This is a genomic window from Vibrio sp. OPT20 (genome assembly GCF_963889365.1).
Lineage (GTDB): Bacteria > Pseudomonadota > Gammaproteobacteria > Enterobacterales > Vibrionaceae > Vibrio > Vibrio splendidus.
Map to the genome: position 1 here is coordinate 138,526 of NZ_CAWPOA010000075.1, position 15,947 is coordinate 154,472.

The window sequence follows — 15,947 nt, forward strand, 5'->3', positions numbered from 1 at the left end:
TGAATTCACCCTAACCCTATAGTTACTGCTAATATTATCACCCTTGGCTATGATGTGTACTCAAGCCGGTATGTTTTTCATTCAATCTAAGGATTATGCATGTCCACAACTACAGCTCGTCTAGATGATCTAGACCGTGCCATTCTCAAAACTTTGATGGAAGATGCACGTACTCCTTATGCTGAAATGGCAAAGCAGTTCGATGTCAGCCCTGCGACGATTCACGTTCGCATCGAAAAGATGAGATCAGCAGACATTATTGAGCGAACAGAAGTTGTGGTAAACACCAAAAAGCTAGGTTACGACGTGTGCTGCTTTATTGGTATTAACCTTAACGCAGCCCGCGACTACCACTCGGCCATTGCGAAGCTGAATGCTTTAGATGAAGTGGTCGAGGCGTACTACACCACCGGTGCTTACAATATTTTTGTAAAGCTGATGTGTAAGTCGATCGAAGAGCTGCAGTTCGTACTGATTGATAAATTGCAGGCGATTGACGAAGTTCAATCGACAGAGACATTGATTTCATTGCAAAACCCTATCAATCGCAATGTGAATCCCTAGCTCACATACGAACTAGATTCTTTGGGGTGCCCCAAAAAGAAAAGGCTGAACGCAATGTTCAGCCTTTAATCTATCTAGCTTATGTCGTCTAGAATCTAAGCTCTGTTACCTAATACAAGCTATGCAGCTAGCAATATAAGGAATCATAAACCTAAGCTTGAATACCCGCATGACGCAGCATCGCGTCGATTTGAGGCTCACGACCACGGAAGCGTTTAAACAGCTCCATTGGCTCTTCGCTGCCCCCCATCTCAAGAATGTTGTTCAAGAAGCGATTACCGGTTTCAGTATTGAAGATACCTTCTTCTTCAAATGCCGAGAACGCATCTGCAGACAATACTTCTGCCCACAGGTAGCTGTAATAGCCTGCACTGTAACCACCAGCAAAGATGTGCCCAAAGCTGTGCGAGAAGCGGTTCCAATCAAGGCTTGGCAATACCGATACCTTAGACTTCACGTCGGCTAGTGTTTCTAGTACGCGAGCACCGACTTCAGGGTCGTACTCTGTGTGCAGCGTGAAATCGAACAGGCCAAGCTCTAGCTGACGTAGGATAAACATCGCTGACTGGAAGTTCTTCGCCGCTAGCATCTTCTCTAGCATCTCTTTCGGTAACGCTTCACCAGTTTCGAAATGACCAGAGATGAACGACAACGCCTCCTCTTCCCAACACCAGTTCTCTAGGAACTGACTTGGCAACTCAACCGCGTCCCAAGGCACGCCATTGATACCAGAAACCGCACCCGCATCAACTTGCGTTAACATATGGTGGATACCGTGGCCGAATTCGTGGAATAAGGTCACCACTTCATCGTGAGTAAATAACGCAGGCTTATCACCGACTGGCTTGTTGAAGTTACACGTTAGGTAAGCAACAGGCGTTTGTAGCTCGCCAGATTGAGTGATGCGACGACCACGACAGTCATCCATCCAAGCTCCGCCACGTTTGTGTTCACGTGCGTATAGATCTAGGTAGAAGCTACCGCGCAATGTGCCTGTCGCATCAAAGATGTCGAAGAAGCGCACTGAATCATGCCATGTATCCACGCCTTCACGCTCAGTCACCGACATACCAAACACACGGTTTAGTACTTCGAACAAACCAGAAACCGCGTTCGACTCAGGGAAGTATGGACGAAGCTCTTCATCAGAGATCTCGAACAGGTTCTGTTTTTGTTTCTCGCTGTAGTAAGCGATATCCCACAGGTTTAGCTCAGAGACACCAAACTCTTTCTCAGCAAACTGACGTAGCTCTTCTACTTCGCGCTCACCTTGCGGTTTGGCTTTTACTGCTAGGTCGTTAAGGAAACCAAGTACTTGGTCTGGCGTTTCTGCCATCTTAGTCGACAGAGATTTTTCGCTGTAAGTGCTAAAGCCAAGCATGCGTGCGATCTCGTGACGCAGCTTAAGTTGTTCAGTGATGATCTCAGTGTTGTCCCACTTGCCAGCATTTGGACCACGGTCAGAAGCACGCGTTACGTAAGCTTCGTAAAGCTCTTTGCGTAGATCTTGGTTATCACAGTAGGTCATCACAGGCAGGTATGATGGGATATCCAGAGTCAGTAGGTAACCTTCTTGCTCTTTAGCTTCTGCCGCGGCTTGTGCTGCCGCCAGTGCTGATTCAGGCATACCGGCCAGTTCAGCGACGTCTGTGATCTGCTTGCTCCAACCCATGGTTGCATCAAGCACGTTATTTGAGAATTGAGAACCTAGCTCAGACTGGCGCTTGCTGATCTCACCGTAGCGATGCTGTTCGTCCGCGGGTAAGCCAATGCCTGACAATTCAAAGTCACGCAGTGCGTCAGTGATGGTTTTTTGTTGAGCTTGGTTTAATGCCGAGAATGCTTCGCTCGCCTTGATCGCTTTATACGCTTCGAACAAACCTTTGTGTTGACCGACCCACGTGCCGTACTCAGAAAGTACAGGCAGGCAGCTCTCATAAGCGTCACGCAGTTCGTCGCTGTTCATCACAGAATTCATATGGCTTACAGGTGACCAAATACGGCCTAAACGATCATCCACTTCATCAATTGGAGCAACGAGGTTGTCCCAGCTTGGTGAAGTATTACCTTCAAGTACTTGTTCTATCTTGTTGCGACACTCTTCAATCACTTGCTCAACCGCTGGCTTAACGTGCTCAGGTTTGATCTGTGAAAACGGAGGTAAGTCCGTGAAGGTTAATAGCGGATTAGACATATAAACATTCCTTTGGCTTTAGAGACTTTCGTCTTTTTTGTAATGAGGTCGTCTTACAGTCATCAGGCTCAGGGTCGCCCTAAAAAATCACCTGCGAATAGTTATTAGATAGTGCCCAACAAGGCAAATTTCAATAGTAGAACCAATAACTAACTGCATATTGCTAGCGACTGTTCCTGAATTGTTCGAGAATTTATGGTCCATTGGGGGTTATAATAGTCAAACTAACCCCACCTACACTAACCACACTCTAATTCGAGAGTGTTACGAGAGTTTAATTTGTTAAGTTATCGCCACAGCTTCCACGCGGGCAACCATGCCGACGTAGTAAAGCATATCGTACAGAGCCTTATTCTTAATTCTTTGAAACAGAAGGATAAGCCTTTTGTTTATCATGACACTCACTCTGGTGTAGGTCGTTACGACTTAACGCATGAATGGTCTGAAAAAACGGGCGAATACAAACAAGGTATTGCACGTCTATGGTCTGCAAGTGAAGCGGGGCAACAAGATCTTCCTGAAGACATTCAAAGCTACCTTGAGTCTATCTCTGCACTCAACAATGGCGAAAAACTGCGTTTCTACCCGGGCTCACCACGTGTTGCACGCGCGCACCTGCGTGACCAAGACCGCATGGTATTAACCGAACTTCACCCTGCAGACCACCCTCTGCTTGAGCAAGAGTTCCACCGCGATCGTCAGGTGTCTATCTACAAAGAAGATGGCTTCCAACGCCTAAAAGGCAGCCTGCCACCTAAAGAACGTCGTGGTTTGGTGCTTATCGACCCGCCTTATGAGCTGGCAAAAGAGTATCGAGATGTTGTGACTGCGATTGCTCAGAGCCATAAACGCTGGGCAACTGGTATCTACGCAATTTGGTACCCAGTGGTAAATCGCTGTGATATCGAAGATATGATCGAAGGACTTGAAGGCTTAGGCATCAACAAAATTCTACAAATCGAACTTGGCGTATCACCAGACACCAACGAGCGTGGTATGACCGCATCAGGCATGATTGTTATCAACCCACCTTGGAAGCTAGAAAGCCAAATGAACGAAATTCTTCCATTCTTGAAGGAAGCAATTGCGCCGGCAACCGGTCACTTCAAAGTAGAGTGGATCGTACCCGAGTAATCTCGAACTTAACGTCATCGTCTGACGAATACTCAGCAGACTGTGACGTACACGAATAAATTTTAAACAGGGAGATTGAGTTCAACCGATCTGCCCTCAATATAATAATTAGACAATTTAAGAATCTATAGGACGTAGGTGTTCAGTGCGCTCACTGTACCCACAACCTTCAATAAATGGAGAAAGTAATGGCGACTCATTTTGATTACATCTGTATCGGCGGCGGTTCAGGCGGCATCGCATCAGCTAACCGCGCAGCAATGCACGGTGCAAAAGTTGCACTTATCGAAGCTCAAGACCTTGGTGGTACTTGTGTAAACGTTGGTTGTGTTCCTAAAAAGGTTATGTGGCACGGTGCTCAAGTTGCTGAAGCAATCAACCTATATTCAAAAGACTACGGCTTCGACGTTGACGTAAAAGGCTTCAACTGGGGCAAACTGGTTGAAAACCGTCAAGCGTACATTGGTCGTATCCACCAATCTTACGATCGTGTTCTTGGTAACAACAAAATAAACGTAATCAAAGGCTTTGCTAAGTTTGTCGATGAGAAGACCGTTGAAGTTAACGGCGAACACTACACAGCGGATCACATCCTGATCGCAGTGGGTGGTCGTCCAACCATTCCAAACATCCCTGGCGCAGAGCACGGTATCGACTCAAACGGTTTCTTCGACCTGATGGAGCAACCTAAGCGTGTTGCTGTAATCGGCGCAGGCTACATCGCAGTAGAAATCGCAGGCGTACTAAGTGCACTTGGCACAGAGACACACTTGTTCTGTCGTAAAGAGTCACCACTTCGCAGCTTCGACCCAATGATTGTTGAAACACTGGTTGAAGTAATGGAAGCGGAAGGTCCAACACTTCACACGCACTCTGTTCCTAAAGAAGTAGTGAAAGAAGCAGATGGCACGCTGACTCTGCACCTAGAGAACGGCAACACTCAAAACGTTGATCACCTAATTTGGGCTATCGGTCGCCACCCAGCCACTGACGCTATCAACCTAGCATCAACTGGCGTTGCAACGAACGACCGTGGCTACATCAAAGTAGACGAATTCCAAGCAACCAACGTTCCTGGCATCTACTGTGTTGGCGACATCATGGAAGGCGGTATCGAACTAACACCTGTTGCTGTTAAAGCCGGTCGTCAGCTTTCTGAGCGTCTATTCAACGGTCAAACAAACGCAAAAATGGACTACACGCTCGTTCCTACTGTTGTATTCAGCCACCCACCTATCGGCACTATTGGTCTAACGACTCAAGAAGCTGAAGAGCAATACGGCAAAGACAACATCAAGGTATACACGTCTGGTTTTACTGCAATGTACACTGCAGTCACTCAGCACCGTCAACCTTGTAAAATGAAGCTAGTATGTGCTGGCGAAGAAGAGACTGTAGTTGGCCTACACGGCATCGGTTTCACTGTTGATGAAATGATTCAAGGCTTCGGCGTTGCAATGAAGATGGGCGCAACCAAAGCAGATTTCGACTCTGTTGTGGCGATTCACCCAACTGGCAGCGAAGAATTTGTGACGATGCGTTAATCGCAAATCATAAGATTGAAGAAAGAAGCAGGCTTAGGCCTGCTTTTTTTATGCTCCCTCTTGAACCTTACTTCCCAACTCCACGTAACACAGGTACTGACCTATCTAGAACAGCAATGGAGTTTGTGATGAATCTACTAATTGAATCATTTGAAGGCGGGATCTACTTGGCTTACCAAATCGTTGGCGAACAAAAGCAATTAATTAAAGACGACCACCAGCACCCAATGAAGTTTTTGAGTGTTAACCAAGCACGCGACCACTTTAGCGACCAAGGCGTGGCGTCGGCAATGCTGGTTCACAACAGTGCCTACGACGAGATGTGTGGCGAGCATTGTGGCCACACCCAACCGTTCGAGATTGATTTGAAGTGGAGTTAAATCAACTTCAAATCAATCGCGATAAAAATTAAAAGGCTTACATCAATGTAAGCCTTTCTTATGGGAATCACTTTCCCTTTTATTCATTTAAATCAACGCAATGTCCGCTTCTGTCTGCGTTTGATGTTTTGCTCTTTCACAATAAAATCGAACAGTGGAGCGAAGAGGTTGGCGAATAAGATAGCCAGCATGATGCCCTCTGGATAAGCAGGGTTGAGCACGCGAATACCAACCGTCATCACACCGATAAGAATCCCGTAAGCCCATTTACTCTGATTGGTAAAAGCGGCAGAAACTGGGTCGGTCGCCATAAAGAAAGTACCAAAGGCAACGCCACCCAACACAAAGTGCCAGTAGAACGGCATAGAAAACATCGAGTTGGTTTCGGATCCGATCCAATTCATCAAACTAGAGGTCGCCACAAGGCCAATAATCACACCCGCAACAATGCGCCAAGAGGCTATCTTCATGGCAATCAGAATCAGACCCGTCAACATGATAAGCAATGAAGAAACCTCACCCATCGAGCCCGGTATATTACCGACAAACGCATCCATCCAGGTGATCGCCTCGCCAGTCATATTATTGATAAGCGAAGTACTGCCACCCTCATACCATTGACTCAGTGGTGTCGCGCCTGAATAGCCGTCAGCGGCAACCCACACAAGCCCACCCGACATGTTGGCTGGATAAGCGAAATAGAGGAAAGCCCGTCCAGCTAACGCAGGATTAAGGAAATTTCGTCCTGTACCACCGAACAGCTCTTTGGCGACAACGATACCAAAAGTGATACCTAATGCGGCTTGCCAGAGCGGAATGGTTGGCGGGAGGATTAGTGCAAACAGCACCGAGCTGACAAAGAAGCCTTCATTAACTTCGTGCTTGCGAACGACTGCAAACAAGACCTCCCAGAAACCACCCACAACAAACACCGTGGCATAAACGGGTAGAAAATAGAGTGCACCAAGCAACATCTGGTTTGCCCAGCCACTTGCCATCAATGACTGCGCATCACCAAATGCCCAAGACAAGCGCCAGCTGCTTTCAATAACAGAGGTAAGTTCGTTAAGTTGATAGCTGGACGTTAATGCGAGGAAGCTTTGGTGTCCGACGTTATACATCCCCCAAAACATCGCGGGAAAGGTCGCTAGCCACACCAGGATCATGATTCGTTTGAGATCGATACTGTCTCTAACATGGGTCTGGCCTTGGTTTACGTTGCCGGGCGTATAAAATATGGTGGCGAACGCTTCATACACAGGGTAAAGCTTTTCGTACTTCCCTCCAGCTTCGAAGCGTGGAGCCACGTCTTCTAATCGTTTTTTTAAACTCATAATCTCAATCACCTTATTGCTTGAGTTATGGTTTTCTACGCATCAACTGCTCTATTTGAACAATTTATCGCGATTTTTAGTCAAATTCGTATGAAGAAAGGGTGTCCAGAAGTCGAACCGATGTTGAAAAAAGAAGGTGTATAAACAACAAAGCCCCAGCAATGGCTGAGGCTTGTTTAGTCTTACAACGGGTCTTCGCTACTTCACGCACATCACATTAAGCAATGAAGAACCTTTCAATTGATTTACGTTACCGTTAGTAAACAGACCTTTCTTATCTGCGCCCCAATAAGGGAGATGCATTGGCCAGTTCTGTTTTTCCATAACCTTTGAGCTCAAGATGCTCTGCCATTGCTTTTCAGTCATCAGTTTCATGTTGACCTGATTACACACCAACTCAGCGCTATCGTAATCTAGACGGCTCCAAGGCTTGCCTTGTTCCATATAGAACTGCTGCTGATGGTCTAGAAGGTAAGGAATCGCATATTGGCTACCCGCAACATTGGCTGTCACACGGATTTCGATTTCCAAATCGTTGTCTGAATTCGCGTTACCGCTTGGTAGCGTCTGAATAGCTGCAGCACTCGTTACCGCTGCCGCTTGCTTCGCAGCCACAGGTTTCGGAGCAGGTTTTGGTTTTACAGGGGCCTTAGGCTTAACCATTTTTGGCTCTGCCGGTTTTGCAACGATAGGCTGTGATGAGGTTTTCGACTTATCGACCATGCGAATAAAGGCTTCACCATAACCGGGAACCTTGCGCACCTGAGCTAAGTCTTTTCTCGCATCAGAGAAGGTAGAATAAGGTCCGATTAAGCAACGATAGTCTCCGCCTTCAGGCTTCATCCAGACGTTGGTCGAGATCTTCTCATATAGGGGCTTTGCTCGGTTCAGTGACAAAGGCTTATTCAGCAGGCCACATTGAACCCAAAACAGCTCGTTATCTGAATGACGTTTAGGCGCCTTACTTCCCCAAACACCCTTGCCGATCGGACATGATTGCTCTAGCTGTGGTAATTGGTTAGTGCTTGCCTGAGTTGCATCACATAGAACCGACTCTGCACTCACTTGGCTCGAGACCAAAAGGGATGCAGCGATAAGCCCCATACGATAATTTCTCGTCACAGCACGACATACAGCATTCATTGTCAATTTCATAACCACCACTTAAACCCTCACGGGCTAATTATTACCGAATCTATGTCGATAAAACATGAATTCCATTTTAAGTATTATTGACACTATCAATGATACTAAGTTCCAGATCCATTAAGCAAAAAAAGAGCCGTAATTGCTTACGGCTCTTAATTTAGTGACTTTTTTATCTAAAAATCAATCAGAGCTATCACCCTTTATAAATTTTAGGGTTAAACACGTCACGTAACCAGTCGCCTAATAGGTTAATAACTAGAACCAATGTTACCAAAAGCACACCTGGGAATGCTGTGATCCACCATGCTCCTGAGAAAATGTAGTTAAAACCTGTACTGATCAGAGCACCCAGTGATGGTTGGTCTACCGGAAGACCTAAACCTAGGAAAGAAAGTGCCGCTTCTGACATGATGGCATTTGCCACCTGTACCGTAGAGATAACCAAAATTGGAGATAAACAGTTAGGCAGAATATGACGGAACATGATGCGAGGCGCTCTAAAGCCCATCACACGCGCCGCTTCAACGTATTCTTTCTTCTTCTCAGCCAATACCGATGCACGAATCGTACGAGCATACTGCGGCCATTCAGCAATACCGATGATCACCACCAGCATAACAACGGCATATTGCGCATAGAAGTCACTGCCGAAGCTAGCCTTAAAGATGGCCGAGACAATGATCGCAACCATCATGGTTGAGAACGAAAGCTGAACATCAGCGAAACGCATCAAGAAGCTATCAATACGGCCACCGAAATAACCCGCAGACAAGCCAATGATAATACCAAGCGTCAGTTGTAGGCCTACCGCTAAGAAACCAATGGTCAGTGATAAACGCGAACCGTAAAGCATAGTCGATAAAATATCACGGCCTTGCTCATCCGTTCCGAGCAAGAAACGTTCTTCGCCATCTTCCATCCATGATGGTGGAAGCTCTGAATCCATGATATCAATCGATGTCACGTCGTACGGGTCTGTTGGCGCTAGAATAGGTGCTGCTAATGCCATCACTAAAAAGATTGAGAAAATGGCGAAACTCACCATTGCCACTTTGTCGCGTAAGAAGTAATACACAATGTCTGATTGCTTAAAACGTTCCCAGCGAGACGGCACTGTCGATGTCTGTTCCATGATTATGCTCCTTTCCCTGTGATGTTAACGGTTGGGTTGATAACACCGTAAAGCAAATCAACAATCGTGTTAGTCACTACGAAAATAAGACCAACAAAAATAACGTATGCGGTAATCAGCGGTGTATCTACACGGTTGATCGCTTCTAAAAATAAGAAACCTGTGCCGGGCCACTGGAAAACCGTTTCAGTAAGAATGGTGTATGCCACCATAGTACCAATCTGAACACCACCAACAGTAAGAACCGGTAGCATGGTGTTTTTCAATGCGTGTTGGTAATAGATTTTGTTTAGCGCTAAGCCTTTCGCTTTACCAAACTTAATGTATTCAGAACTTAGAACTTCTAGCATTTCAGAACGAACTAGACGAATAAACAGAGGCAGCATGATAGATGCTAGAGCAATGCTCGGCAGTACCAAGTGTGCAAGGCCATCGAGCGTTAAGAAGCCAGACTCCCAACCAAACCAGTTGGCAGTATCACCACGTCCAAATGACGGTAGCCAACCTAGCTCAATAGAGAACACATACATCAGCATGATTGCAGTTAAGAAAACAGGTACCGAGATGCCGATACTACTGCCCGCCATGACCAATTTAGTGAAGAAACTTTTTGGGTGTATTGCAGAATAAACGCCTAATGGAATCGACAGACAAACAATAATCAGAGAAGCACCGAACACAAGTTCAAGCGTCGCGACCAATTTGTCTAAAATCACGTCCACTGCAGGGCGTTTAAAGAAATATGAAGTACCAAGATCACCTTGTAGGGCTGCGCCTATAAAGCGAGTATATTTTGTAACGAAGGGATCATTTAAGCCGAGTTCATCGCGTAGCGCTTGACGCTCCGCCTCTGAAACAGATTGACCGACTAACTCACGTAACGGGTCGCCCAGGTTATCCTGAATGGCAAACGCCACCAAACTGATCACAAACATCACTATCAGTGCCTGAAACAGGCGCTTGACCAGAAACGTAACCATTCCTTGCCCCTTATCTATCCATGACTGTCTAATCGAAATCCGCGACTAGACAACAAAAAATTCAGTCTTAAAAAAGGTATTTAGCCAGACTGAAGGAAGACCAAATACCGAAACTTAAATCTATATCTTAATAATATTGAGAGCCTGAAAGCTTCAGGCTCTCGATTCTAGCAAGCTAGATTATTTTACAACTAGGTCGCCGAAGTAAGGCATAACCATTGGGTTTACTACGTCTGCTGCACCTACGTTAGATTTCGCGCCCCACGCTTCACTTTGCCAGTGTAGAGGTACGAATACTGCGTCGTTGTAAAGTGTTGCTTCAACGCCTTTCAGCATCTTAGAACGCTTAACAGGGTCAGTTTCAGTGTTAGAAGCTTCTACAATCGCATCCATTTCTGGGTTTGAGTAACCAGAACAGTTGTATTGACCACGGCCAGTCTCTTCGTTACGAGTCATCGTTAGGAACTCGTTGAAGTTAGCTGAATCTTCTGTATCTGAGTGCCAGCCGATCATCATCATGTCTGCTGAACATAGGTCAAACTCAGGCCAGTACTGTGCTTTAGGCATCGTCTTAAGATCAACTTTGATACCAATCTTAGACAGCATTGCCGCAGACGCTTGCGCTACTTTCGCATCGTTCACGTAACGGTTGTTAGGCGCTGCCATAGTTAGTGTAAAGCCATCTTCATAGCCAGCTTCTTTCATCAGCTCTTTCGCTTTTTTCAGATCGTAACGAGGAACTAGATCTTCGTTGTGACCCGCGTAGCCTGTTGGGCTTTGCTGACCAGCAGCTGTCGCGAAACCTTTCATGATTTTCTTAACAATACCTTCATTGTTAATCGCATGAACGATTGCTTGACGAACGCGCACATCTTTCAGTGCTTCGTTGCTGTTTTGGTTCATTTGGAACGTAATGATACGAGTACCAGGTAGCGTTACTAGATCGATGTTCTTAGCGTTTTTAACACGCTTGTGATCGTTTGGTGCTACAGGGTGAATCATGTCCACGTCACCAGAAAGAAGTGCTGCTACACGCGTTGCATCTTCTTTGATTGGCACAAGAGTTAGCTTGTCTACGTTGCCTTCAGTTTCTGTGTCCCAGTAATCGTTGAAACGCTCGAACGTTACTTTAACGCCTTGTTCACGTTGAGTTACGATGAATGGGCCAGTACCTGAAACGTTAGTCGAAGCGAACGAGTTACCGTGCTTAACTAGCTCAGATTTATCATTACCTTCCGCTGTCTGACCAGAGTAGAACTTGCTGTCCATTGGGAAGATGTAAGTTGCTGTTTGTAGTACTAGTGGGTAAGCCGCTTTTGATATTAGCTCAACTGTGTAGTCATCCACTTTTACCATTTTTTCGTATGGCGTGAAGATAGACTTAAAGTCTGGAGAAGCTTGTAGACGTTCAAAAGTCCACACTACATCATCAGCAGTCAGTTCGTTACCAGAGTGGAATTTCACACCTTTACGTAGATTAAAACGGAAAGTCGTATCATCAACACGCTCCCAGCTAGATGCTAGGCGGCCTTCAAAATCCATCTCTTGAGTGAAACGTACTAGAGGGTCAAACACCATGTGAGACATTTGCAGTGTGCCACCAGACAGCTGCTCGTGCGGGTCAAGTGATACTGGGTCAGCTGCGTAGCCAACGGTAATATCTGCTGCTGCTGCACTAAAGCTTAGGCCAGCTGCCATTAAAGCTACTGCTAATTTGCTTTTCATGGTTTTCATTGCATAACTCCTTCATGCGGGAATCCAGATCCCTAGTTGTTGTATTTGCGTCTGTTTATTGTTTTTAGCAAGCCAAACTCCAGCCTGCTGATTTTTATATCGCGGCTTTTGCCACTGCTTTTTCTTCTCTTAAACCCGTAAATTCAGGCATTAAAGAAATTAGGTGTTTGCTGTATTCATGCTGAGGCGATTGGAACAGCTGCTCTGTTGGCGCTACTTCCAATAGTTCTCCCATTTGCATCACACCAACACGATCACACATTTGACGTATAACCGGTAAATCGTGACTGATGAACAGCATGGTTAGGTTGAGCTCGTCTTGTAAGTCTTTTAATAGATTAAGAATCTGAGCCTGTACCGACACATCCAAAGCCGACGTAGGTTCATCACAAATCAGAAGACGTGGGCGAGTTGCCAAGGCGCGAGCGATAGAAATACGCTGACGTTGGCCACCTGAGAATTCGTGTGGGTATTTAACTCCAGCCATCTTGCCTAAACCAACGTGCTCTAGCAGGTCGTGAACGATCTGACGAGTTTCATTCTCGTTGCGCGTAAGCTTATGGAATCGGATAGGTTCAGCAATGATGTCGAAGATCTTCATTCGGGGGTTCATTGATGTGTATGGGTTTTGGAACACCATCTGCATTTGGCGACGCATTGGGCGACGCTCTTTCTCAGACTTAAGCCCAGTAAGGTCAATACCTTCAAAGGTCACTTTGCCTGAATTGGGTGCGTACAAGCCAGCAATCACACGAGCAATCGTTGATTTACCCGAACCAGATTCACCCACAAGACCAAAAGTTTCACCTTCGTGTACTTCAAAGCTCACATTGTTTGACGCCTGAACGTACTCACGACGACTCTCAAAGAAAGAATCCTTGGTAGTAAAGCGTAAGTTGACGTTTTCAACATTCAACAACGGGCCAGTGTAATCACGGTGATCTTGGCTTTGACCTAACCAGTGGTTTTTCACATCAAGTGGTTCCATCTCGTGCGCTTCTTCGATGTAGCTCACAAGAGGGAAACGATCGAGTTTACGATCTGAACGCGGAACCGCTGAGATAAGACTGTGCGTGTAAGGGTGTTCAGGAGTACCAAGGACTTTCGCCGTCGGGCCAAACTCAACTAAATCACCACGATACATAACCGCTACGCGATCGGTAACGTTAGATACGACACCCATGTCGTGCGTGACCAACATACAACCTACGTTCTTCTTAATACAGAGATCGCGAATTAAACCCAAAATCTGGTCTTGGATAGACACATCCAGTGCGGTTGTTGGTTCATCTGCGATGATTAAGTCAGGTTCACCTGCCAATGCGATCGCGATAACAACACGCTGACGCATACCGCCAGAGAATTGGTGTGGGTACTGCTTTAAACGGTTTTCTGGTTGCGGAATACCAACTTGGTTCATCAAGTCTAATGAGCGTTGGTAAGCTTCTTGATCCGAAACCTTCATGTTGGCATGAATCGTTTCTTTTAACTGCTGCTCTACTGTGAATAGAGGGTTAAGAGAAGTCATTGGGTCTTGGAAGATAAAACCAATCTTTGAGCCGCGAACAGAACGCATCTGTTCAGGAGATAGGCCAGAGACTTTTTCGCCATCCAAAAATACCTCGCCGCTAGCAATGCGACCAGGAGGGCTCAGTAGATCGATCACAGCATTGCCTACTGTTGATTTACCGGCACCAGACTCCCCTACAACGCCAACAATCTCACCACGTTCAATGTTGAACGAAAGCGATTTTACTGCTGCGTGAACTCCATGACGAGATGGGTATTCGATACGAAGATTTTTTACTTCTAAAAGTGACATTACCAGACCTCTACTGCTTTGGCAGCTCTCTGCCCTGTCTGCAAAATTGAATCCATTCTTACCAGAATATTGTTCTGATATTTTATACGGTTGACAATTTGGCAAATAATTCACAGAAAAGCAACAAAAATAGGATAAAAAGTCGACATTAAACGCTTAACAAGCAAAAGCACCACATAACTATTCACCCAGAGAGCATATAGTAATAAAAATCAACATTCTATTGTCGATAATAAATACTCAGAAATCCCTTACTACCACTTACTTGTAGAGTTAAAACTATGGTTAAAAGCAGATCTCACTACCAGTCACTAAAAACAAATAATTATTCCAAAAAACAATTAACACTATAGAAACAAACGCTAATTTTTGTCATTTAAGCAAACAAAACAACCAGATAGAAGCATATTAACCATATATATTACCCCTAACATCATTTCAACGAATACCAACCAGTGAAACGAAAGACTTACTAAAATGGAGACGATTTTGAGCGACTTGATGTAAAGAAAACTGTCAAATACAGGCCTTAGAGAACATATTTAGCGTCAAATTTCACTTTTCATAGAAATCTTTAGACCAAACCTATTAATTTGTCGAATGATTGGCGGTGAATTTTATATAAAATTAGATATCGATCAGCTCATTTAATAAAGCCGACACCTCTAGAAAGGCGCGATAATCTAGAAAAAAGGTAAGAGTTCTCCTGATACAAAGGATGGATTTTACGAAGGCCACATCAAGCAAGACATTGAAATATTTAGGGTATCAGTATTCAAAATCAAGAATAACTTCAACTACAGATGTCAAAAATCTCAACCTTTCGACTGAAGCCTCTATTGTGGTAAATAAAGAGAGATTAGGCACGGAAGCGCTTCCTGTGGCCTGACGAACCACCGGGCTGGCGATCTATCAGCTTGGCGGCAAGTCCACGACCTTCTGGTCCCAACTATCTAAATTTCAGATGTAAAAAAACCCCGTCATTTCTGACGCGGACGGCTAGTTGAGGCTTCTTAAGTGATCGGTGAAGAGACATTCTTTGAACATCAGGCGAACCCCACTTGGGTTCCAACCTAGTGATCTACAGATGAAAAAAGCTCATCATTTCTGATGAGCTTTCTTAAAGGTGGTCAGTGAAGAAGGATTTGATGCGACTGGGCTTCCAGACCCAAATACACCATTATCTTTTCTCCAGATAGAAAAAAAGCTCATCATTTCTGATGAGCTTTCTTAAGGTGGTCGGTGAAGAGGGATTCGAACCCCCGACCCTCTGGTCCCAAACCAGATGCGCTACCAAGCTGCGCTATTCACCGAGACGTTTCGTTTGATTTCTCAAACTGGGAACTTCAAAGAAGCTACCAAAATTAATGGGGTGGCTAACGAGATTCGAACTCGCGACCACCGGAATCACAATCCAGGGCTCTACCAACTGAGCTATAGCCACCACTAATTTTTTATATAACCGCTTAAAAGCGATTATTGAAATAGTGGTCGGTGAAGAGGGATTCGAACCCCCGACCCTCTGGTCCCAAACCAGATGCGCTACCAAGCTGCGCTATTCACCGACTAATTTTGTATCGACTCTTGGGAATAATGAATCAACACTGGAAGCCGAAGCTACCGATATTTTGTAAAGAAAGAATGGGGTGGCTAACGAGATTCGAACTCGCGACCACCGGAATCACAATCCAGGGCTCTACCAACTGAGCTATAGCCACCATTATTTCTTTTTTGCCAATTTCTCACTTACCGAAGTAAGAGACCGGATGGCGCGCCTGAAAGGATTCGAACCTTCGGCCTTTGGCTCCGGAGGCCAACGCTCTATCCAGCTGAGCTACAGGCGCATGCCCTGTCGGCGGAGTGGAATAATACGTATATCACCCAATGCCGTCTAGTACTTTTTTAACTTTTTTTTCTGTTTGGTCTCTTTTTCGACAGTTAATATGTGATAAACCCCTTATTTGAGTACTACAACCCGCC

Annotated in this window: 11 protein-coding genes and 5 tRNA genes; 4 read left to right on the top strand and 12 right to left on the bottom strand. The window is 45.4% G+C overall.

The features are described from left to right. The first annotated feature begins 99 nt into the window (after window positions 1-99). Window positions 100-564, top strand: coding sequence for a transcriptional regulator AsnC (asnC, locus tag AACR09_RS16940; RefSeq protein ID WP_004735550.1), 465 nt, complete (start codon window positions 100-102; stop codon window positions 562-564). 151 nt (window positions 565-715) lie between these two features. Here asnC and prlC read toward each other — a convergent pair whose 3' ends face one another. Further along, the gene (gene prlC / locus AACR09_RS16945; protein ID WP_017081711.1) at window positions 716-2,758 is read right to left on the bottom strand and encodes an oligopeptidase A; all 2,043 of its coding nucleotides are present in this window, start codon (window positions 2,756-2,758) and stop codon (window positions 716-718) included. Window positions 2,759-3,037: 279 nt separating this feature from the next. Between prlC and AACR09_RS16950 the strand changes: the two genes are divergently transcribed. The 3 genes from AACR09_RS16950 (at window position 3,038) to AACR09_RS16960 (ending at window position 5,816) form a co-directional block, all read left to right on the top strand. Then, window positions 3,038-3,892 (top strand): 23S rRNA (adenine(2030)-N(6))-methyltransferase RlmJ, encoded by an 855-nt coding sequence (locus AACR09_RS16950; protein ID WP_029222664.1) that lies wholly within the window; start codon window positions 3,038-3,040, stop codon window positions 3,890-3,892. Between the two features lie 188 nt (window positions 3,893-4,080). Next, the gene (gene gorA, locus AACR09_RS16955; protein ID WP_004735546.1) at window positions 4,081-5,436 is read left to right on the top strand and encodes a glutathione-disulfide reductase; all 1,356 of its coding nucleotides are present in this window, start codon (window positions 4,081-4,083) and stop codon (window positions 5,434-5,436) included. A gap of 128 nt (window positions 5,437-5,564) precedes the next feature. Continuing rightward, entirely contained in the window at window positions 5,565-5,816 is a 252-nt protein-coding gene (locus tag AACR09_RS16960) for a DUF6482 family protein (RefSeq protein ID WP_029224300.1), read from the top strand. Window positions 5,817-5,908: 92 nt separating this feature from the next. Here the strand turns inward: AACR09_RS16960 and AACR09_RS16965 are convergent, their stop codons facing one another. The 11 genes from AACR09_RS16965 to AACR09_RS17015 form a co-directional block, all read right to left on the bottom strand. Next, window positions 5,909-7,150 (bottom strand): NADH:ubiquinone reductase (Na(+)-transporting) subunit B, encoded by a 1,242-nt coding sequence (locus AACR09_RS16965; protein WP_193834450.1) that lies wholly within the window; start codon window positions 7,148-7,150, stop codon window positions 5,909-5,911. A gap of 198 nt (window positions 7,151-7,348) precedes the next feature. After that, window positions 7,349-8,305 carry an SPOR domain-containing protein gene (locus tag AACR09_RS16970; protein WP_102573478.1) on the bottom strand — a complete coding sequence of 319 codons (957 nt, stop codon included), beginning with the start codon at window positions 8,303-8,305 and terminating at the stop codon, window positions 7,349-7,351. Between the two features lie 187 nt (window positions 8,306-8,492). Next, entirely contained in the window at window positions 8,493-9,431 is a 939-nt protein-coding gene (locus tag AACR09_RS16975; RefSeq protein WP_004735541.1) for an ABC transporter permease, read from the bottom strand. 2 nt (window positions 9,432-9,433) lie between these two features. After that, entirely contained in the window at window positions 9,434-10,411 is a 978-nt protein-coding gene (locus tag AACR09_RS16980) for an ABC transporter permease (RefSeq protein ID WP_004735540.1), read from the bottom strand. 180 nt (window positions 10,412-10,591) lie between these two features. Next, complete coding sequence (locus tag AACR09_RS16985; RefSeq protein ID WP_004735538.1) at window positions 10,592-12,145, bottom strand: ABC transporter substrate-binding protein; 1,554 nt, start codon at window positions 12,143-12,145, stop codon at window positions 10,592-10,594. Window positions 12,146-12,239: 94 nt separating this feature from the next. Next, on the bottom strand, window positions 12,240-13,967 hold the full coding sequence (locus tag AACR09_RS16990; RefSeq protein WP_004735537.1) for a dipeptide ABC transporter ATP-binding protein: 1,728 nt from the start codon (window positions 13,965-13,967) through the stop codon (window positions 12,240-12,242). A 1,236-nt stretch (window positions 13,968-15,203) separates the two neighbouring features. After that, window positions 15,204-15,280, bottom strand: a tRNA-Pro gene (locus AACR09_RS16995). 55 nt (window positions 15,281-15,335) lie between these two features. After that, window positions 15,336-15,411 (bottom strand) — tRNA-His (locus tag AACR09_RS17000). A gap of 44 nt (window positions 15,412-15,455) precedes the next feature. After that, a tRNA-Pro gene (locus tag AACR09_RS17005) sits at window positions 15,456-15,532 on the bottom strand. 77 nt (window positions 15,533-15,609) lie between these two features. After that, window positions 15,610-15,685: transfer RNA gene (locus tag AACR09_RS17010), tRNA-His, on the bottom strand. 49 nt (window positions 15,686-15,734) lie between these two features. Continuing rightward, a tRNA-Arg gene (locus AACR09_RS17015) sits at window positions 15,735-15,811 on the bottom strand. Window positions 15,812-15,947: the final 136 nt, after the last annotated feature.